Source organism: Polaribacter sp. YIW18 (genome assembly GCF_057219325.1).
In genome coordinates, this window is sequence record NZ_JBXVVE010000003.1 from 41,871 (window position 1) to 61,666 (window position 19,796).

The 19,796-nt window shown below is 29.3% G+C and carries 19 protein-coding genes; 6 read left to right on the forward strand and 13 right to left on the reverse strand.

Annotated elements, in window-relative coordinates:
• Positions 1-14: 14 nt before the first annotated feature.
• The 4 genes from AC2D6T_RS04030 to dnaN form a co-directional block, all read right to left on the reverse strand.
• Entirely contained in the window at positions 15-887 is an 873-nt protein-coding gene (locus AC2D6T_RS04030; protein ID WP_484680546.1) for an RluA family pseudouridine synthase, read from the reverse strand.
• The gene (locus AC2D6T_RS04035; RefSeq protein ID WP_298948080.1) at positions 887-1,303 is read right to left on the reverse strand and encodes a VOC family protein; all 417 of its coding nucleotides are present in this window, start codon (positions 1,301-1,303) and stop codon (positions 887-889) included. Before AC2D6T_RS04035 ends, AC2D6T_RS04030 begins: the two co-directional genes overlap by 1 nt.
• A gap of 16 nt (positions 1,304-1,319) precedes the next feature.
• The gene (locus AC2D6T_RS04040; RefSeq protein WP_484680547.1) at positions 1,320-1,910 is read right to left on the reverse strand and encodes an acyl carrier protein phosphodiesterase; all 591 of its coding nucleotides are present in this window, start codon (positions 1,908-1,910) and stop codon (positions 1,320-1,322) included.
• 84 nt (positions 1,911-1,994) lie between these two features.
• The gene (dnaN, locus tag AC2D6T_RS04045; RefSeq protein ID WP_298948082.1) at positions 1,995-3,113 is read right to left on the reverse strand and encodes a DNA polymerase III subunit beta; all 1,119 of its coding nucleotides are present in this window, start codon (positions 3,111-3,113) and stop codon (positions 1,995-1,997) included.
• 266 nt (positions 3,114-3,379) lie between these two features.
• Here dnaN and AC2D6T_RS04050 point away from each other — a divergent pair, with 266 nt between their 5' ends.
• From AC2D6T_RS04050 to AC2D6T_RS04060, 3 genes are all read left to right on the forward strand, one after another.
• Positions 3,380-5,869, forward strand: coding sequence for a PIG-L family deacetylase (locus AC2D6T_RS04050; protein WP_484680548.1), 2,490 nt, complete (start codon positions 3,380-3,382; stop codon positions 5,867-5,869).
• A gap of 254 nt (positions 5,870-6,123) precedes the next feature.
• Entirely contained in the window at positions 6,124-7,827 is a 1,704-nt protein-coding gene (locus AC2D6T_RS04055; RefSeq protein ID WP_484680549.1) for a sodium:solute symporter family transporter, read from the forward strand.
• 23 nt (positions 7,828-7,850) lie between these two features.
• Positions 7,851-8,822 carry a Gfo/Idh/MocA family protein gene (locus tag AC2D6T_RS04060; RefSeq protein WP_484680550.1) on the forward strand — a complete coding sequence of 324 codons (972 nt, stop codon included), beginning with the start codon at positions 7,851-7,853 and terminating at the stop codon, positions 8,820-8,822.
• On the opposite strand, the gene AC2D6T_RS04065 is transcribed toward AC2D6T_RS04060, so the two are convergent.
• A complete protein-coding gene (locus AC2D6T_RS04065; RefSeq protein WP_484680551.1) occupies positions 8,819-9,370 on the reverse strand; it encodes an acyl-CoA thioesterase in 552 nt (183 codons plus the stop codon). The two genes, AC2D6T_RS04060 and AC2D6T_RS04065, sit on opposite strands and share 4 nt — an antisense overlap.
• Positions 9,363-9,746 carry a 6-phosphogluconate dehydrogenase gene (locus AC2D6T_RS04070; RefSeq protein WP_484680734.1) on the reverse strand — a complete coding sequence of 128 codons (384 nt, stop codon included), beginning with the start codon at positions 9,744-9,746 and terminating at the stop codon, positions 9,363-9,365. Before AC2D6T_RS04070 ends, AC2D6T_RS04065 begins: the two co-directional genes overlap by 8 nt.
• A 255-nt stretch (positions 9,747-10,001) precedes the next feature.
• Between AC2D6T_RS04070 and AC2D6T_RS04075 the strand changes: the two genes are divergently transcribed.
• Together AC2D6T_RS04075 and AC2D6T_RS04080 are read left to right on the forward strand one after the other, a co-directional pair.
• Positions 10,002-10,787, forward strand: a complete 786-nt coding sequence (locus AC2D6T_RS04075) for a choice-of-anchor V domain-containing protein (protein WP_484680552.1) — start codon at positions 10,002-10,004, stop codon at positions 10,785-10,787.
• 98 nt (positions 10,788-10,885) lie between these two features.
• Positions 10,886-12,061 carry a GlmU family protein gene (locus tag AC2D6T_RS04080; protein WP_484680553.1) on the forward strand — a complete coding sequence of 392 codons (1,176 nt, stop codon included), beginning with the start codon at positions 10,886-10,888 and terminating at the stop codon, positions 12,059-12,061.
• Between the two features lie 6 nt (positions 12,062-12,067).
• On the opposite strand, the gene AC2D6T_RS04085 is transcribed toward AC2D6T_RS04080, so the two are convergent.
• The 4 genes from AC2D6T_RS04085 to AC2D6T_RS04100 are packed head-to-tail and all read right to left on the reverse strand — an operon-like array spanning position 12,068 to position 14,919.
• Positions 12,068-12,742 carry a head GIN domain-containing protein gene (locus tag AC2D6T_RS04085; protein ID WP_484680554.1) on the reverse strand — a complete coding sequence of 225 codons (675 nt, stop codon included), beginning with the start codon at positions 12,740-12,742 and terminating at the stop codon, positions 12,068-12,070.
• Positions 12,743-12,772: 30 nt separating this feature from the next.
• Entirely contained in the window at positions 12,773-13,852 is a 1,080-nt protein-coding gene (locus tag AC2D6T_RS04090) for a hypothetical protein (RefSeq protein WP_484680555.1), read from the reverse strand.
• Positions 13,836-14,360 (reverse strand): hypothetical protein, encoded by a 525-nt coding sequence (locus tag AC2D6T_RS04095; protein WP_484680556.1) that lies wholly within the window; start codon positions 14,358-14,360, stop codon positions 13,836-13,838. Before AC2D6T_RS04095 ends, AC2D6T_RS04090 begins: the two co-directional genes overlap by 17 nt.
• Positions 14,350-14,919 carry an RNA polymerase sigma factor gene (locus AC2D6T_RS04100; RefSeq protein WP_484680557.1) on the reverse strand — a complete coding sequence of 190 codons (570 nt, stop codon included), beginning with the start codon at positions 14,917-14,919 and terminating at the stop codon, positions 14,350-14,352. Before AC2D6T_RS04100 ends, AC2D6T_RS04095 begins: the two co-directional genes overlap by 11 nt.
• Before the next feature lie 583 nt (positions 14,920-15,502).
• On the opposite strand from AC2D6T_RS04100, the gene lon reads away from it, so the two are divergent.
• Positions 15,503-17,956: an endopeptidase La gene (gene lon / locus AC2D6T_RS04105; RefSeq protein ID WP_298948095.1), complete on the forward strand. Its 2,454-nt coding sequence runs from the start codon at positions 15,503-15,505 to the stop codon at positions 17,954-17,956.
• A 61-nt stretch (positions 17,957-18,017) separates the two neighbouring features.
• Here the strand turns inward: lon and AC2D6T_RS04110 are convergent, their stop codons facing one another.
• From AC2D6T_RS04110 to AC2D6T_RS04120, 3 genes are all read right to left on the reverse strand, one after another.
• Positions 18,018-18,485 (reverse strand): DUF6428 family protein, encoded by a 468-nt coding sequence (locus tag AC2D6T_RS04110; RefSeq protein ID WP_438988645.1) that lies wholly within the window; start codon positions 18,483-18,485, stop codon positions 18,018-18,020.
• Positions 18,486-18,498: 13 nt separating this feature from the next.
• Complete coding sequence (locus AC2D6T_RS04115; RefSeq protein WP_298948098.1) at positions 18,499-18,825, reverse strand: ArsR/SmtB family transcription factor; 327 nt, start codon at positions 18,823-18,825, stop codon at positions 18,499-18,501.
• An 88-nt stretch (positions 18,826-18,913) separates the two neighbouring features.
• On the reverse strand, positions 18,914-19,435 hold the full coding sequence (locus AC2D6T_RS04120; protein WP_484680558.1) for a GNAT family N-acetyltransferase: 522 nt from the start codon (positions 19,433-19,435) through the stop codon (positions 18,914-18,916).
• Positions 19,436-19,796 lie beyond the last annotated feature (361 nt).

The window sequence follows — 19,796 nt, forward strand, 5'->3', positions numbered from 1 at the left end:
AACTCATTTAATTTTTAGTTTGTTTTAATATGTTTAAAAATACGAGTAAACTTTTTAGGAAACTCCTTAAAAATAATAATGTTTTCACTGGTTATTGGATGTTCAAATTCTAATTTTGAAGCATGTAAATACAATCCTTTTCCTTTTAAAATTAAATCTGATTTCCCGTAAATTGTATCACCTAATATTTGATGACCAATACTTGATAAATGTTTTCTTAATTGATGTTTTCTACCTGTTTTTGGTTGTAATTCTACCAAGTTCAAATATTTAAAGCGTTCTGATTTTACAGATTGTAAAACCTTAAATTTTGTAGAAGCATTTTTATTATTTACCTTAAAATGAATAATAGCTGCAGCACACATGCTACCAATTGTAATTGCGTAATAGGTTTTTTGAATTTGTTTCTTTTTAAATAATAGGCTTAATCTCTGAATTGCCGAACTTGTTTTTCCCACTAATAACAATCCACTTGTGGGATAATCTAATCTGTGGATAGGTTGTGGCTTAACAGCATCTTTTTGAGTGCTTTTTTGCAAATTTTGTGGGAGTGCATTTGTAATGGTTACAAATTTGTTTCCACTAACTAAAACTCCTGCAGGTTTGTTAACAATTGCTAGAAAATCATCTTCATATAAAACCTCTAAATCTAATTTTAATCTTTTAAAACTAGAATTTTTTTCTGATTGATATAATTTAATTTTTTCTCCACCAGAAATAAATTTCGATGTTGTTGCCAAAATACCATCAATAAAAATTAGCTCTTTTTTGATAGCTTTTTTGATAGCAGATTTTGTGGAAACGGTATTAAAAATACCGACTCCATATTCTTGAAAACGAATCGATTTTTCTTGTTTTTTTGCTATGTGAGTTTCTAATAGTTGCATTATTTTGCAAATAACTGCCCAATATCTTTAAAAGCTTTAAACTCTAGTGCATTATTTTCTGGATCCATAAAAAACATTGTAGCTTGTTCGCCTACTTTTCCTTTAAAACGGATACAAGGTTCAATTTCAAATTTTGTATTGGTTTCTTTTAATCTATCTGCTAAAGTATACCAATCTTTCCAAGTTAAAACCACACCAAAATGTGGAACAGGCACATTATAACCATCTACTTCGTTTGAAATTCTTTGAGGTTTAAAATCTTGTTTTACATGAATTACTAATTGATGCCCAAAAAAGTTAAAATCTACCCAATCTTCTGTAGATCGACCTTCATTGCAATTTAAAATATCTCTATAAAATATTCTGCATTTTTCTAAGTTTTGAACTGGAATTGCTAGGTGGAAGGGTTGTATCATTATTATTTATTAAGGGTTATATAATAAGTTTTTTTAATTTCTGATTTGTAAATTCTTGTAAATCTTCAAAAAATAAAGTAAAGTCGTTTTCTAATTCTGGACTTAATTCTTTCAAATCTTCAATCGCTAAATCCATTTGAGATTTACCTTTGGTTCTGTTATTCATTCCTTTTAAAACTCTTTCAATTCCATCTTCAAATTGATAGTTGTATAAAATATCGTACTCTATCATATAGGTAATAAATTGCTGTGATTTTACAGGCAATTCAGTAGCTTTTTTAGTAAAAAGATTATAGATTCCTTGTGTATAAATATCTAACGGGATTACAGAATAATTGGTCCAATTTTTAGCTAAAAAATGGTCGTATAAAATATCTATAATTACACCATTATAGTGTCTGTAACGTTTATGTAATCTGCGTTTGCTTTTTCTAACAATTTCATGTGCATCTGTAAACGTATCTATTTCTCTATGTAAAAAAATACCTTGTTGTATTTCTTTTGAAAACATTAAAAAATTATTGCCTCTAATATGGTCTGCAATAAAGTTACCAATTAAAATATTAGTGTTGTTTTGTGATAAGTAAAGGTGTGCTAGGAAATTCATTTGCTAAAAGTAAACAAAAAACCACAATCATTTGATTGTGGTTTTTTGATATATCTATTAATGTAAGATTCTTATAATCTAAAGTTAATTATTCAACATTACAGGCATTACTAACATAGTAACTTGTTCTCCTTCATCTGTACCATCAATAGGAGTTAAAATTCCTGCTCTATTTGGTAAGCTCATTTCAATTAAAATTTCGTTAGAATTTAAATTGTTTAACATTTCACTCAAAAAACGAGAGTTAAAACCAATTTGCATATCATCACCTTGATAATCGCAACTTAAACGCTCATCTGCTTTGTTTGCAAAATCTAAATCTTCTGCAGAAATATTTAATTCTGTTCCTGCCATTTTTAAACGAATTTGGTGTGTTGTTTTACTAGAAAAAATAGACACACGTCTTACAGAGTTTAAAAAAGAAGCTCTATCTACGGTTAATTTATTTGGATTTTCTTTAGGTATAACAGCCTCGTAATTAGGATATTTTCCATCAATTAAACGGCAAACTAAAACTACATTGTCAAATGTAAATTTTGCATTGGCATCGTTATATTCTATAGTTACATCGCTTTCAGAACCTCCTAAAATACCTTTTAAAAGATTTAAAGGTTTCTTTGGCATAATAAATTCTGCAGTTTGATCTGCAGTAACATCGGTTCTAGCATATTTTACCAATTTATGTGCATCTGTAGCCACAAAAGTTAAACTTTGTGAGCTAAATTGAAAAAATACACCACTCATTACTGGGCGCAAATCATCATTACCCGCTGCAAAAATAGTTTTAGAAATAGCCGTTCCTAAAATATGCGCAGGCACAACTGTTTTACTTGGACTAGGTAAAGAAACCGCTTTTGGGAATTCATCACCACCAAAATAAGCCATGTCATATTTACCTTGGTCTGAGCTAATTTCTATCGTATTATCACCTTCTGTTTTGAAAGTTAAAGGCTGGTCTGGAAACGTTTTTAAAGTATCTAGTAATAAACGTGCAGAAACAGCTATAGAACCATTGCTGTCACTTTCTACATCAACCACAGAACTCATAGTGGTTTCTAAATCTGAAGCAGAAATTTTTAATTGATTTTCAGACAATTCAAACAAAAAGTTGTCTAAAATTGGTAAAGTATTATTACTATTTATAACGCCACCTAAAACTTGTAATTGTTTTAATAATTGTGAACTCGATACAATAAATTTCATTGATTTTCTTATCTTAATTAGTATTACAAATATAACTTTAATATGTGATTCTGAAAATTAATTTATTAACAGGTTATGAGCATTTTTGTTGATGAATTACAAAACGTTATAATTATGTTAATTCATTTATTTTAGATGATAAAAAAAGTACATTTGTTTGCATACATTTTGCTCTAAAAAAAAATAAATATCTCCTCGAGTGCAGTCGAGAAGCTTTACTTAGGTCTCGACTGCGCTCGACCTTACAATACATTTTATTTGAAACAATGAAAAAACGTGTACGCTTTATTATAGGGTTTTTACTAATTTCTACAACAATACTTGCTCAGAAACCTCCTAAATTAAACTCAAATCAAATTTACGAGAAAATTCAAAAATTAAATTTTTTAGGAACAGCTTTGTACATTGCAGCACATCCAGATGATGAAAATACACGTTTAATATCTTATTTAGCTAATAATGTTAAAGCAAGAACTGGCTATTTATCTTTAACACGTGGTGATGGAGGACAGAATTTGATTGGGTCAGAAATTAGAGAGTTATTAGGAGTTATTAGAACTCAAGAATTATTAGCAGCAAGAAATATTGATGGTGGTGAACAATTTTTTACAAGAGCCAATGATTTTGGTTATTCTAAACATCCAGATGAAACTCTAAAAATATGGAATAAAGAAGAAGTTTTAAGTGATATGATCTGGGTGATTAGAAATTTTAAACCAGATGTAATTATTAATAGGTTTGATCACAGAACTACTGGAACCACCCATGGGCATCATACAAGTTCTGCAATTTTAAGTGTAGAGGCTTTTGACAAAGTTGGCGATAAAAATCAATATTCGGCACAATTAAAATATATAGATACATGGCAACCCAAAAGATTATTTTTTAATACTTCATCTTGGTTTTATAGAAACCAAGAAGATTTTGAAAAAGCTACAAAAGGCAAACTGACTTCTTTTGATGTTGGGGTATATTATCCTTTAAAAGGGCTGTCTAATAACGAATTAGCATCTTTAGCAAGCAGCCAGCATTTGTGTCAAGGTTTTGGTAGATTAACTACAAGAGGTAGCCAAAAAGAATATGTAGAGTTTTTAAAAGGTGATAAACCTAAACATAAAAACAATATTTTTTCGGGAATAAATACCACTTGGAATCGACTTGAAAAAGGTGGTGAAATTGGCGATATTTTATACGAAGTAGAGAACAATTTCGATTTTGTAAATCCCTCTAAACATTTGCCAGCTTTATTAATGGCGTATTCAATGATTCAAAAATTAACAGATAATCATTGGCGAACGATTAAAGAGAATCAAATTAAAGAAATTATAGAGGCTTGTGCAGGTTTGTATTTAGAAGCGTCTGCAGAAACATCTTCTGCAACTCCTAATGATACTGTTCAACTTAGATTTGAAGCATTAAATAGAAGTAATACAAACATCGAATTAACATCTATAACATCTACAATTGATAAAAGAACCATTGTAAAAGAGTTGAATTTAGAGCAAAACAAAAGAGTTAATTTTACAGAAAATATTACTCTAAAAACAAGTTTTTACTCAGATCCTTATTGGTTAAGAAAAGAAGCTACATTAGGTATGTATGCTGTGGAAAACCAAAAATTGATTGGAAAACCAGAGACAGCAAGGCCTTCAAAAATACATTTCAATTTAATTGTTGATGAAACCCCAATTTCGATGACTAAAAATGTAGTAAGGAGATATGCAGAACGTGACAAAGGGGAAATTTACGAACCTTTTGAAATTTTACCAAAAATAACTACGAAACTAAAAGATAAAGTACTTATTTTTTCTGATGATCAGCCAAAGAAAATTCCTGTAGAGGTTAGATCTGGTGCTAATAACGTGTCAGGTAAAGTAAGTTTAAAAGCTCCAACAAGTTGGGATGTTTCTCCAAATGAAATAAATTTTAAAATTCAGCAAAAAAACGACAAACAAACTGTTAGCTTTTTGGTAACACCTCCAAAAAACCAATCTGAAGGGAAATTAGAAGTTGTGGCTATTTCTGATGAAAAAGTCTATAAGAAAGAATTGGTAGAAATTAATTACAACCACATACCAAAGCAATCTGTTTTACTAGCCTCTAAAGCTAAAATTGTGCGTTTAAATATTAAAACAGTTGGTAATAAAATTGGTTATATAAAAGGTGCAGGAGATGCCATTCCAGAAAATTTAAGACAGATTGGGTACTCAGTTTCAGAAATCAAGCCATCTACAATAACCTCTAATAACTTGCAAGATTTTGATGCTATTGTTTTGGGAATTAGAGCCTACAATGTAATAAAAGAACTAAAATTTAAACAAAAATATTTATTAGAATATGTAAAAAATGGAGGTAACCTGATTGTGCAATACAACACCAACAGAAATGTAGATGTTTTACCACCATTTCCGTTAAAACTTTCTAGAGATAGAGTTACAGATGAATTTGCAGAAGTAAGAATTTTAGATAAAACTCATTCGCTTTTAAATTTTCCAAATAAAATTACCGATGAAGATTTTAAAGGTTGGGTGCAAGAACGTGGTTTGTATTTTCCAAGTTCTTGGGATGAAAATTACACAGCAATTTTATCGATGAATGACAAAGGAGAAACGCCAAAAAACGGAAGTTTACTAATTGCAAAATACGGCAAAGGAAATTACATTTATACGGGGTTGAGTTTTTTTAGAGAATTACCTGCAGGGGTTTCTGGAGCTTATAAATTATTTGCAAATATGTTGTCTGTAGGGAAGGAGTAATTTTAAAGTTTCAAAGCTGCAAAGTTTCGAATTAGTAAAATTTGTTATCTCTGTAAAGGCAGGAACCTATAATAAGTTTATATGAAAAACAAATATCAAAAAAAATAAAACAAAGCAGGAAATAGCTTCAAAAAATAAATAAAGTGAATCAACAAAAATACACTTGGAAAAAAGCATATACTTTGGTTTTAGTAGCCAATCTAATTTACTTGATTATTTTTTATTTTATAACGAATTACTTTACCATTTAATCTATGGAAGTACAGAGTAAATTACATGCAATAGATTGGATTGTACTCTCTATAACTTTAATTTTTATAGTGGCTTATGGGACCTATGTGACCAGAAAAAACACCAACGTAACAGATTACATAAAAGGGGGTAGCGATTCTAAATGGTGGACTATTGGACTTTCTGTAATGGCAACACAAGCCAGTGCCATAACGTTTTTATCTACACCTGGGCAAGCGTTTCATAGCGGAATGGGGTTTGTACAATTCTACTTTGGTTTGCCTATTGCAATGGTTATCATTTGTGTGGTTTTTATTCCTATTTATCACAAACTAAAAGTGTACACTGCGTATGAGTTTTTAGAAGGTAGATTCGATTTAAAAACCAGGAGTTTAGCAGCTATTTTGTTCTTAATTCAACGTGGTTTAGCTGCAGGAATTACCATTTTCGCCCCAGCAATTATTTTATCTGCAGTTTTAGGATGGGATTTACTAATGCTAAATATCATTATAGGAATTTTAGTAATTATTTATACTGTTTCTGGTGGTACAAAAGCAGTAAATGTTACACAAAAACAGCAAATGATTATCATTTTTATAGGAATGCTGATAGCGTTTTTTATGATTATGAGTCAGTTGCCAGAAAACATTACTTTTAAAAATGCACTAGAAATTGCTGGCGCTAGTAATAAAATGGAAGTGTTAGATTTTTCTTTCGATTTAAGCAATAGATATACAGTTTGGACAGGAATTTTAGGAGGAACTTTTTTAATGTTGTCTTATTTTGGTACAGACCAAAGTCAGGTGCAACGTTATTTATCAGGTAAATCTGTTCTCGAAAGTCAGTTAGGGCTAATATTTAACGGTTTGCTAAAAGTACCTATGCAGTTTTTTATTTTGTTGATTGGTGTTATGGTGTTTGTGTTTTATCAATTTAATCCTGCACCGTTAAATTTTAATCCAGATGCCAATGATGAAATTAGAAAATCGAAATATGCGCAAGAATATAGCAACTTAGTAAGTAAACATAGAGAAATAGAAAAAACAAAAAAGGCAATTTTTGCAAATGGTTTTCAAGAAAACGAAAAACGAAGGGTGCAACAATTAAATGTTGCAGATTTACAAGTAAAAAAACAAGCTAAAGAAATTATAGACAAGATTGATGAAGAAAATCTTTTAAAAAAAATAGAATCTAATGATAAAGATTATGTGTTTATTCATTTTATTTTAAACAATTTACCAAGAGGGTTAATAGGACTTTTATTGGCCGTAATTTTATCTGCAGCGATGTCTTCTACAGCATCAGAATTAAATGCTTTGGCAAGCACAACTGCTATGGATTTGTATAAGCGAAATGTAACAGAAAATAAGACAGAAAAACACTTTGTAAAAGCCTCTAAATGGTTTACGTTAGCTTGGGGTATTATAGCCATTTCTGTAGCCTGTATTGCCAATTTATTCGATAATTTAATACAGTTAGTAAATATTATTGGGTCTATTTTTTATGGGAATGTTTTAGGTATTTTTCTATTGGCATTTTTTATTAAATTTGTGAAAGGAAATGCTGTTTTTATAGCAGCTTTAATTACGCAAACCATCATTATTGCTGTTTATCTTTTAGATTGGTTACCTTATTTATGGCTCAATTTGTTAGGCTGCGCTTTGGTAATGGGAATTGCCATAATTTTGCAAATATTTATTCCAACAAAAGAAAAATTAAAAATATAAACAGTATGAGTAAGGATTAAGTTATGATGCAAAAAAAAATTAAATGGGGTATTATAGGTTTGGGTAATATAGCCCATAAATTTGCTACAGACCTAGCAACCATAGATAATGCAGAATTAGTTGCAGTTGCTTCTAGAAGTCAAGAAAAGGCAGATGAATTTGCAAAAAAATATAATGCTAAGAATGCATACAACTCTTATGAAAAATTAGCAAAAGACCCAGAGGTTGATGCTGTGTATATTGCAACTCCACACAGTTTTCATAAAGAAAATTCTATACTTTGTTTACATCATAACAAAGCAGTTTTATGCGAAAAACCTTTTGCAATGTCTTGGCAAGAGGTACAAGAAATGATTGCAGTTTCTAAAGAAAAAAATGTTTTATTAATGGAAGCATTATGGACCTGTTTTTTACCACATTACAAGTATGTTTTAGATGTTTTTAGAAGTAAAAAGTTTGGAGAGCTAAAAGAGCTAAAAGCAGATTTTGGTTTTAATAGAGAATTTGACGAAAGTGATCGATTATTTAAAAAAGAAGTGGGTGGAGGCTCCTTGTTAGATATTGGTATATATCCAATTTTTGCTGCATTATCTACTTTAGGTGTTCCAAAAAATATAGAGGCAAATGCAAGTTTTTTTGATAATGGAGCAGACTCTGAATGTAATATGGTTTTCGATTATGATACAGTGAAAGCTTATTTAAACAGCACCATTAAAGAGAATACCAAAACAGAAGCTATTTTTACTTTTGAGGATGCAACCGTTATTATGAATACCATGTTTCATATGCCAACAACTTTAACCGTTATTAAAAATGGTAAAAAAGAAATCATAGATTTTGGATCTCAAACAATTGGTTATAATTTCGAGATTGAACATTTTAATCAATTAATAAGAGATAGTAAAAAAGAAAGTGATATTATGACTTTTGATTTTTCTGAAAAATTAATAAAAACTTTAGACGCTGTTAGAAAAATTATTGGATTAGAATACTAATTACTTAGTTCTATTTTAGAGTTACTTTCTTTTAACAAGTTTATATAATCCTCAGTTTTAAAAGCTTTACTACTAAACCTAGAAGTTCTGTTTTTTCCTTCACTTTGTCTTACAATAGATCTGGTAAAACGTCTAATTTCTTGTTTATTGGTTAGTATAAGACCTGGTATTGGAGCACTTTTGCCATGGCTATCTTTTGCAACCATTGTAAAATAAGAAGAGTTACAATGTTTGGTTTCGCCAGTTCTAATATTTTCAGATTCTACACGTAAACCAACAACCATAGAGGTTCTACCAGTGTAATTTACAGAAGCTTTTAAAGTAACCAATTCACCAACTTCTATAGGATTTAAAAAATCGACTCTATTTACAGAAGCTGTAACGCAATAATTAGCCGAATGTTTAGAGGCACAAGCAAAAGCAATTTGATCCATCAAATTTAAAATATAGCCACCATGAATTTTTCCACTAAAATTAGAATTAGAAGGCAACATTAATTCTGTAATTGTTAGTTGAGATTCTTTAATACTTTTAAATTTTTTAATCATTTGTCATGTTTTTACTTCTAAAATGTGGTGAGTCTTCTTGGGTTACTTTGGTAATAAAATATTTGGTGTCTCCTAACCAAAAGAAAGTAGCATAACGTTCTTTATAATTCAGTTTTACATATTTTCCTTGATATTTTTGTAAATCTTTTAGCACTTGTTCATTTTTATCTTCCACAGAAAAAATAAATATTTGAGCACCAGAAATTCCTTGACTAATTTCTCCTTCCCAAGTTTTTACCAAAATACCTTTTCTACTTATTTTAATTAATTCACCAGAACGTACACCTGTACTATAGGTAATCAAATATATAAAAAGGTAATATAAAACAGTTAGTATAATTGCGGTACTAACTAAAACGCCTATAATTTTTTTTATAATTCAAAAATACAAATCTTACTATTAGGAGAAGCATATTTTTTTAGTATTTATTTTTCGCTTTAATGGTTTTTTTCTTTAAGATATATTTTATTTTGTGTATCAAATTTTTGTAATTTTTTTAATTTCTAATAAAACATCATGTTTCATAAAATTATATTTAAAAAAAAAATTATCATTTAAAGAAATTTATTCAGTAATTTTAAAAATATTTACGACAATACCTAATATATCAATCTGATTAAACTTTAAATTATGAAAAAAAACTACTTTTTTAAATTTTTACTATTAGCCATACCTGTTTCTGCATTTATTTTACTTTCTTTTTCCGCTGGAAATCCAAATTCATTATCAGGCTCTCCAGGAGACAGTGGTGCAAACTGTACACAATGTCATACAGGTACAGCAAGTAAAAGTAATATTACAATAACTACAAATATTCCAACTACAGGTTACGAATTTAATACAGATTATACAGTTACATTAACCAATACAGATGGAGGTTCTAGAAATGGTTTTCAAGTAACAGCAGAAAGAGACGCAAACAATTCAAAAATCGGAACTTTTATTTCTACAAGTTCAGATACACAAACAGCTGCAGATAATTCAAGAATTATTCATACAAGTAACGGAAATTCACAAAGTTCATGGACTTTTAAATGGAAATCTCCATCGACTGAACAAGGTAGAATTACTTTTTATGGTTCATCTGTGTCAGGAAATGGTATTGGAGGTAATTCTGGAGATAAAGTTTATTTAGGAAGTTCTGTATCTACCCCTTCTTTAACGATTTCAGATGCAAAACGTTTAAATTTTGATATGTTTCCAAATCCAGCAACAGAAAATCTAAACATTCAATTACCTTCTGGTGTAGAAAAAGCATCTGTAGAATTTTATGATTACGTGGGTAGATTAACACTTTCTAAAAAAGTAAGCAATTTAGATAGTAAAATTGATGTAAATAGTCTTAGCAAAGGTGTTTATCTTTTAAAAGTGATTACAGATTCTAAAATTGGAAGTCAGACATTTATAAAAAATTAATTTTTTTTTAATTCTATATTTTAAAACCGATTGTAAGTAGAACAATCGGTTTTTTTATGCTTTTTTAAGTAAATTTGTCATTATTCTAAAAAGAAAAAATGAATTATATTTTATTTGATAGTGATGTTAGGCAAGCTCTATTACCATTAACATATACACGACCTGTTGCAGATATTAGAATTGGTATTTTAACCATTAGAGAAAAGTGGGAAAAATATTTAGGCTTAACCACAACAACCATTACAGAGGCTTATTTAGAAGAAAAATATCCAATTGTAGAGTTGGATACAAACATTCTTATAAACGCTTCTTTTTGCCCAACTAAATCATTGGTAGAAAAAGTAAAAAACTTGTCTAAAAATGAGGCAATTTTTAAAGGAGATGATGTAATTGCATTTTACACAACAGATTCTCAAGAAGAAGTAGATTTTGATGCTTACAATCAAATAGAATTCGAAGAAGAAATCATACAAATAAAAAATACTTGGGATATTTTTAGCTTGAATGGAAAAGCAATTCAAGAAGATTTTAATTTACTTACAGAAGGTAGAATATCTGAACCTATACCAGAGGGAATTGCAGTTTTAAATAAAGAAAATGTTTTTATAGAGCCAGGAGCAAAAATTGTTTTTTCTACATTAAATGCATCAGAAGGGCCTATTTACATAGGTAAAGATGCTTTAATTATGGATGGATCAGCAATTAGAGGCCCATTTGCCATGTGTAATAATGCTGTTGTTAAAATGGGGGCAAAAATATATAAAGACACCACAATTGGTCCCTTTTCTAAAATAGGAGGAGAGGTTAGTAATTCTGTTATTTTTGGCTATTCTAGCAAGGGGCATGATGGTTATTTAGGAAACTCTGTTCTTGGAGAATGGTGTAATTTAGGTGCAGACACCAACAATTCGAATTTAAAAAATAATTATGCTGAAGTAAAATTGTGGAGTTACGAAACCAATCGTTTTGCAAAAACAGGATTGCAGTTTTGTGGTTTAATAATGGGAGATCATTCTAAATGTGGTATCAATACCATGTTTAATACAGGAACAGTTGTTGGTGTAAGCGCCAATATTTTTGGTAGTGGTTTTCCAAGAAATTTTATACCTTCTTTTAGTTGGGGTGGTTCATCTGGTTTTACCGTTTTTCAAACAAATAAAGTTTATGAGGTGGTAACAGCAGTTTTAAAACGAAGAAATTTACTTTTTAATGATATAGATAAAAAAATATTAGACCACGTTTTTGAAGAAACAAAACAATACAGAAATTTTTAGTTTGGTTTAATTCTTTTCTATAATACTGCCAGAACCAATAGATTTGCTATCTATTTGTTTCGGATTTCCTTTGTAATATATGCTGCCAGATCCAATTAAATTGGCTTTAATTTTATTTTTTACAGTTGCTTTTACACTACCAGACCCTGCAATAGTTGCATTTATTTCGCTCGTAGTTAAATTGTAAGCTCTAATACTACCAGAACCAGCAATAGCACATTTTAAATTGTTAGTTATCCCTTTTAAATCAATGTTGCCAGAACCACCAATATTTACATTGGTTTCATCAGCATTTATACCTAATTCAATATTTCCAGAACCACCCAATGCAATACTTTCTATTTCAGACACAGTTACAGTAACTACCATTCTTCTAGTAGTTTTAACATTTGTGTTTTTTTTATACTTTATTTTTAAAGTACCACCACTTATTTCTGTTTCAATTAAAGGAATGATATTTTCTTCTCCTTTAAGGGTTATATTTCCTTCTGTTCCTTTAATCAAAACAACATCAAATGAGCCTCCAACAGTAATGGCATCATAATTAGATGTTGTTCTTTTTTCTATAATTATAGTTCCATTTCCTTTTACTTTTTTGTTGTTTCCCCACCAACTTTGTGCGTTTACAGAGAAAGAAAAAGCAATAAATAAACTAGCTAAAAGTATTTTTTTTGTCATCATTTTTTATGTTTTTTTTGATTGTTTTTGAAATTAATTTTCTTCAATTTTAACACTACCATATTGCGAGTTTATTTTTAGGCTTGCCTTCGAATTTCCTTTTCCATATTTACCTTCGTAGTATTTTTTAGTAGATTTAGAAATACTCTTGTAAAACTCTATATTATCATCATTTCTTTTAAAACTGCTGTATTGTAAATCAATTTCAAAATCAAAATTAATACCATTTTCTACCCCAATTCTAATGCCAGTGTACTGTGCATTAATATCTACTTTATCAAAAGTACTTTTTAAATCTTTAATAGTTAGAGAACCATAATCGGTGTCTATAGTTAATCGATTTCTTACAGTACCAAATCGCATGGTTACATAATCTGTATTTCCGTTAATTTGTGCGGCATCATTTATAGAAATAGAACCATAATCTTGATTAAAATCGATAGAACCAGCCTTGTCGAATTTCATGGTAGAATAATCTGCGTTTAACTTAATCCTTTCAGAATTATCTATCGTTAATTTAGAATAATCAATATTTACAGAACCTTCTTTTATTCTCTTTATAGAAGATGACGAGCAGTAATCTAAATTGATATTATTATTGTCTGAAGATAATTCTCCTACAGAAATTTTACCATAGTCGCAGCTAATTGATGCATCGCCATCTAAATCACCTAAATAGATACTACCGTAATCGTTATTTAAACTGACACTATTAGTTTTTGGCATTTTAACAATGTAATTTATTTTGTAATTCACATTTTTGCTATTGCCCCACCAAGACCAATTGCTTCGGTTTTTTTCTATAACAGTTTCAGCTTCAACGAAGTTGCTGTTTGCGTTAAAATTGATTTGTATCGCTTCTAACTTGCTTTCAACTTCATCTAAATCGTCACCTTTTACAGTTATTTGTACTTCAATTTCAACTCGATTTTTGTTCCAAGAGGTAATATTTAAATCTCCATATTTATTATTAATAGCTACTTTAGCATCTGCATTTACGCTATATTCTTTTGAAATAATTTTAGTTTTTTCGTGCTTTTCTTTATCAATACTTCCAAAAGTTACTAAGGGGATTAAGAAGGTTAATATGGTAATTTTATATATAAATTTCATCTTCTAAAAATTTTGGATTTTTAATTTGGTTTATTTGTTTTAGGGTTCTTTCTAAAATATCTAAGCGTCTTTGATAGTTTTTAATCATCGCACTAATAATTCTTTTTTGCTTGCCATTTTTAGTAAGTTCTTTAATAAAAACTTTGTAGCTGTCTTCTAATTCTTCTAGTTCGTCTAAAGCATTTTCTATAATGGTTTCTGTTTCTAAATTTCTTTTTTCCTCTATCGTTTTTAACTCTTGATTGATGGTAGATACAAAATAATCTTGCACTTCCTCCATTTTTGGAGAAACATCTGCCAAGTCTATCTGTTTTTTTTGATGATTGCTACCCAACCAAAAACCCAATATAAGAATAACAGAAGCTACAATTCTTAGCCATTTCCATGAGGTTTTTTGGTGTTTTTTAGATGCGTTTAACTTTTGTTCGAAGCGTTTTAAATGCCCTGAATGTGGTTTTACTAAATCAACATTATTATCAGAAAAAAATCGATGTAATTTATCTTTCATTAATTCTTGTTTCTATTATGTTATTGGCAAGTATTACTTGCTTTAATTTCTTTTTTGCTCTTGAAACTGTTGTTCTAACATTTTCATTGGTATAGTTTAAAATCTGTGCAATCTCTTCATAATCATAGCCTTCTATGAAATGTAAATTTAAAATGATTCTGTAATTTTCTTTTAAACTTTGTAGGCAATCATTTACTTTGCTTGTATTTAAAGTTTTGTAATCTATGGTTTTTTCCTCTTCATTTTCTGTAGGAATTACTTCCATCTTAATTTCAGAGTACCTATTGTTTTTCTTTAATTGCGTTAAACTTTTATTAATAACAATTCTTTTTAACCAAGCTCCAAAAGTAACTTTACCTTTATACATATGTATTTTTGTAAAAGCGGCTAAAAAAGCTTCTTGCATAATATCTTCTGCTTCAAAACGGTCTTTTAAAATACGATAAGCAACATTGTACATTGCCATATAATAGCATTTGTACAATTCTAACTGCGCATTTTTATCGTCTTTTTTGCAGCATTCTATAAGGTTGGTTATATGTGGTTGATTTGTTTTCAATAAAACGTTTCTATACTAGAGACAGAGTGATCTTTAAATTGTGACACTTTTCTAAAAATAAAAATAAACTTTTTATTTTAAGTAACTATTTTAAGAAGAAAGGTAAACGAACGTAATATTTATCCTAAAATTTATTGATTTGAAGTTTCTAAAATTTTACTTTCTAGGTTTATAAAACCATATAAGCTGCTATCTAATAAATGAGAAGGATAAACGTTTTGCAAAGCATTCACCATAACAGTACTTCTGTTTGGAAAATCTTGCTACCAATGGTGAATTATTTTTTCCACCAGCATAGACAAACCATAATTTTATCGCCATTTTCTATCATACCAAATAGCTCTACAGCTTTAGCAACAGCATTTAGTATTTTTTTGTGGTTTGCTTAATTGTTTCCATTAATACAAAAATAATATTTAGCATGCTATCATCAAATCCTTTGGCACAACAATTGTTTTAATAATAATAGATAATAACTGTTTTTGTTTTTAAATTATTGAAAATCAAAATATTAAGTTTAATGAAAATGATGTTGATTTTTCGGAATAAAAAAATCAATGTCAGTATGACAGATATATAGAAGATGAGCAAACCAAAAAGAATACATATAGACAATTTGTCGCTAAATAGTATGCTGAATGAAGATTCTGAGTTAATTCCTTTAATGACTCCAGAAGATGAAGAAATTATAAATAATGAAAGTGTACCTACAACTTTACCCATTTTACCACTTAGAAATACGGTTTTATTCCCTGGTGTTGTAATACCAATTACAGCCGGTAGAGACAAATCTATTCAGTTAATAAAAGACGCAAATAAAGGCGATAAAGTAATTGGAGTAGTAGCACAAAAAAATGAAGATGTAGAAGAGCCAACCTTAAAAGATATACACCAAACAGGTGTGGTTGCTCAAATTTTACGTGTTTTAAAAATGCCTGATGGGAATACAACTGTAATTATACAAGGTAAAAAACGTTTTGAAATTGATACTGTTCTGCAAGAAAAACCGTATTTAAAAGCTACTGTAAAAGAGGCTTTTGAAGACAGACTTGTAGAAGATGAAAAGGAATTTGAAGCGATTATAGAATCGATTAAAGAGCAAGCTTTAGAGGTAATTAAAGAAAACCCTATGTTGCCTACGGAGGCTTCTTTTGCAATTAAAAACATTAAATCCAACTCATTTTTAGTGAATTTTATTTCTTCTAATATGGATTTAAGTGTGATTCAGAAACAAGTTATTTTAGAAAAAGATAACTTAAAAGAACGTGCATTATTAGCTCTAAAAAACTTAAATAAAGAGCTTCAAAAATTAAAATTGCGCAACGATATACAGTCTAAAACTAGAGAAGATTTAGACCAACAGCAACGCGAATATTACTTAAATCAACAATTAAAAACCATACAAGAAGAGTTAGGTGGCGTTTCTAACGACCAAGAGTTAGAAGAAATGCGCAAAAAAGCCAAAACCAAAAAGTGGACTAAAGAAGTAAACGAAACTTTTACAAAAGAGTTGAGTCGCTTAAAAAGAATGAATCCACAAATGGCAGAATATGGTGTACAAAGAAGTTATCTAGAGTTGTTGTTAGAGTTGCCTTGGGGAGAATATACAGAAGATATTTTCGACTTAAAAAGAGCAACTAAAATTTTAGACAGAGACCATTTTGGTTTAGAAAAAGTTAAAGAAAGAATTATAGAACATTTAGCAGTTTTAAAACTGAGAAATGATATGAAATCTCCAATTATCTGTTTGTATGGACCTCCAGGAGTTGGTAAAACATCTTTAGGAAAATCTGTTGCAGAGGCTTTAGGGCGTAAATATGTTCGTATGTCTTTAGGAGGTTTAAGAGATGAAGCAGAAATTAGAGGACATAGAAAAACATATATAGGTGCAATGCCTGGTCGTTTAATCCAGAATTTAAAAAAGGCAGAAAGTTCTAACCCTGTTTTTGTATTGGATGAAATTGATAAATTAGGTCAAAGTCATCAAGGAGATCCATCTTCTGCAATGTTAGAAGTTTTAGACCCAGAGCAAAACACTGCTTTTTATGATAACTATTTAGAAGTTGGTTACGATTTATCTAAAATACTTTTTATAGCAACAGCTAATAATTTAGGCCAAATTCCTTGGGCTTTGCGCGATAGAATGGAAATTATTAATGTAACAGGTTATACAATTGAAGAAAAAGTAGAAATAGCCAAAAGACATTTATTACCAAAACAATTAAAAGAACATGGTTTAACAACCCAACATTTAAAGTTAGGAAAAAAACAAATAGAAACTATTGTAGAAGGCTATACAAGAGAATCTGGTGTTAGAGGCTTAGAAAAACAAGTTGCAAAAGTGGTGCGTTTTGCAGCAAAATCTATTGCTATGGAAGAAGATTATAATATAAGCCCAACCCAAGAAGACGTAGAAAAAATATTAGGAACTCCAAGAAATAGAGATAAATATGAAAATAATGGAGTTGCTGGTGTAGTTACTGGCTTAGCCTGGACAAGTGTTGGTGGAGATATTTTATTTATAGAATCTATATTATCTAAAGGAAAAGGAAATCTTTCTATAACTGGTAATTTAGGAAATGTTATGAAAGAATCTGCAACAATTGCTTTGCAATACATTAAATCGAACGCAGAAGAGTTTGGTATAAAACCAGAAATTATAGAAAAATACAACGTGCATATTCATGTGCCAGAAGGTGCTACACCAAAAGATGGTCCAAGTGCAGGTATTACTATGTTAACCTCTTTGGTTTCTTCTTACACACAACGTAAAGTTAAAAATAAATTAGCCATGACCGGCGAAATTACTTTGCGTGGTAAAGTATTGCCAGTTGGTGGTATTAAAGAAAAAATATTAGCTGCTAAAAGAGCTAATATTAAAGAAATAATTCTTTGTAACGATAATCGAAAAGATATTTTAGAAATAAAAGAAAGCTATTTAAAAGGCTTAACTTTTCATTATGTTACAGATATGAAACAGGTTATAGAAATAGCATTAACCAAACAAAAGGTAGACAATGCTAAAAAATTAGACTAATAAAAAAAGCCTCCAACTAGTTTAAAGTTGGAGGCTTTTTACTTTAAATAAAGTCCCTTTTCTAACAGCAACCAGAATTTGGTTTGCAACTATTTACCACACCATTGGCTGTAATTCTCACTTTTGGTTTTTCTGGAATGTTACAGGCATCTAAAGCCAAACAAGCGGTCTTTTTAGAGGTTAATAGAAAATTGGTTCCGTTAAAATCTAAACCATACTTTCCAATTGTTTCTTTTCCTTGATATTCTACTTCAATTTCTAAATTATCTAAGTTGAATTGCTTTTCAGATAACTCAATAATACTTATTAATTTTTCTGGATGCAGTCGATGATCATAATCATTGGCTTCCCAAAGTTGAAAACTAATCACGTTTTCTTCTCTAATTTTGCCTCCACAATCTATAAATACCTTAGTTATTTTACCAATTTCGGTCACATGAAAATGGCTAGCAACTATTTCTCCATTTGGTAATTCAAATGCAATTGTATCTAATTTTTTTAAGTGATTTTTAATGTCTAATAATTTCATAATATATAATTTTTTAACAGCAGGTGTTTTCTGTTATGTTATTGATAAACGTGTTTAATGTATTTTTTATGTTTAGCCAATTATCTTCGTTTATACAATAACAAACACTTGTGCCTTCTATGTTTCCTTTAATAATTCCTATTTTTTTTAGCTCTTTTAAATGTTGAGAAATGGTAGGTTGAGCCAAACCAATTTTTGTTACCAAATCTCCACAAACACAACTTTTTAATTTTAGTAAATATTCTAATATGGCAATTCTTGCAGGATGCCCTAAAACTTTAGCAATATTGGCAATATTATTTTGTTGTGCAGTAAATATTTCTGATTTGGTAAGTCCCATGTTAATTTATTTATTGCAATATTACGATTAATAACTTAAAAGTGAAGTAATTTTACATTTTTTTTTTAAAGAAATATGAATAGTTATTCTATAACTTTAGATATAATAAATCGTTTAATCTAGTTTCTGTTTCAGAAATAGGAAAATCGTACAAAGCAATTTTTTGAAAGCCTACTTTTTTATAAAACGATAGTGCTCTATAATTTTTAATCCAAGTGTATAGCCAAATACCTTTTTGATTGTTTTTTTTACAGAGTTCTAGGTTAAATTTAAAAAGCTCAATCCCTAAACCTAAACCATAAAAGTCTTCTAGCAAATAAAAACGCTCTAATTTAGTAACATGGTTAGAGGCTATATGTTCATTTTTTTGGTTGAATATAACTTTAGAGAAACCTGCTAAAGATTGGTTATGATAAATTAAATGATATTGAAATTGAGGATTTGTAATTTCACTCAATAATTGTTTCTCATTAAAATTTGTTTGGATATACGTATCCATAATTTTTTTTGGAATTGCGTCTTTATGAGGAACAAAAAAAGCTTTTTTGCCAACTTCTGTTAAAGCCTTAACATCTTTAATCTCGGCTTTTTTTATGGTAAATATTGTCAAACTTTAATTTTTATAAATTTGCGCCTTAAGCGAAGATCTCTTTTAATTATTACTTCGATTTTTTTCTTTTTGAAACATATTCTTTTTTAATTTTACTTTACCATTTTTCTATCATGTACTGTTAAAAAATGGTATTCAACCTTCATTTAAATAAAACTTTTAGCTACTCATTTTTTTTTTGAATCCTACTTTTATTCTTCTCGAATTGCCTACAACTAAAATAATATAAAACGTTCACATATTTTATTTTAGATATTAAACTAATTTAGTTGTTTTTCTTGTGAAAGTCAAATACAAAACCTCAATGCTTACACAAAGAGGTTTTAGTTTTTATAGATTTCTGCCTGTGCAGAAATGATAG

Coding starts and splice junctions, on each gene's coding strand:
- AC2D6T_RS04060 (WP_484680550.1), top strand. CDS start 7,851: ATGATGCAAAAAAAAATTAAATGGGGTATTATAGGTTTGGGTAATATA.
- AC2D6T_RS04080 (WP_484680553.1), top strand. CDS start 10,886: ATGAATTATATTTTATTTGATAGTGATGTTAGGCAAGCTCTATTACCA.
- lon (WP_298948095.1), top strand. CDS start 15,503: ATGAGCAAACCAAAAAGAATACATATAGACAATTTGTCGCTAAATAGT.
- AC2D6T_RS04095 (WP_484680556.1), bottom strand. CDS start 14,360: ATGAAAGATAAATTACATCGATTTTTTTCTGATAATAATGTTGATTTA.
- AC2D6T_RS04055 (WP_484680549.1), top strand. CDS start 6,124: ATGGAAGTACAGAGTAAATTACATGCAATAGATTGGATTGTACTCTCT.
- AC2D6T_RS04065 (WP_484680551.1), bottom strand. CDS start 9,370: ATGATTAAAAAATTTAAAAGTATTAAAGAATCTCAACTAACAATTACA.
- AC2D6T_RS04040 (WP_484680547.1), bottom strand. CDS start 1,910: ATGAATTTCCTAGCACACCTTTACTTATCACAAAACAACACTAATATT.
- AC2D6T_RS04090 (WP_484680555.1), bottom strand. CDS start 13,852: ATGAAATTTATATATAAAATTACCATATTAACCTTCTTAATCCCCTTA.
- AC2D6T_RS04085 (WP_484680554.1), bottom strand. CDS start 12,742: ATGATGACAAAAAAAATACTTTTAGCTAGTTTATTTATTGCTTTTTCT.
- AC2D6T_RS04050 (WP_484680548.1), top strand. CDS start 3,380: ATGAAAAAACGTGTACGCTTTATTATAGGGTTTTTACTAATTTCTACA.
- AC2D6T_RS04115 (WP_298948098.1), bottom strand. CDS start 18,825: ATGGGACTTACCAAATCAGAAATATTTACTGCACAACAAAATAATATT.
- AC2D6T_RS04030 (WP_484680546.1), bottom strand. CDS start 887: ATGCAACTATTAGAAACTCACATAGCAAAAAAACAAGAAAAATCGATT.
- dnaN (WP_298948082.1), bottom strand. CDS start 3,113: ATGAAATTTATTGTATCGAGTTCACAATTATTAAAACAATTACAAGTT.
- AC2D6T_RS04075 (WP_484680552.1), top strand. CDS start 10,002: ATGAAAAAAAACTACTTTTTTAAATTTTTACTATTAGCCATACCTGTT.
- AC2D6T_RS04110 (WP_438988645.1), bottom strand. CDS start 18,485: ATGAAATTATTAGACATTAAAAATCACTTAAAAAAATTAGATACAATT.
- AC2D6T_RS04035 (WP_298948080.1), bottom strand. CDS start 1,303: ATGATACAACCCTTCCACCTAGCAATTCCAGTTCAAAACTTAGAAAAA.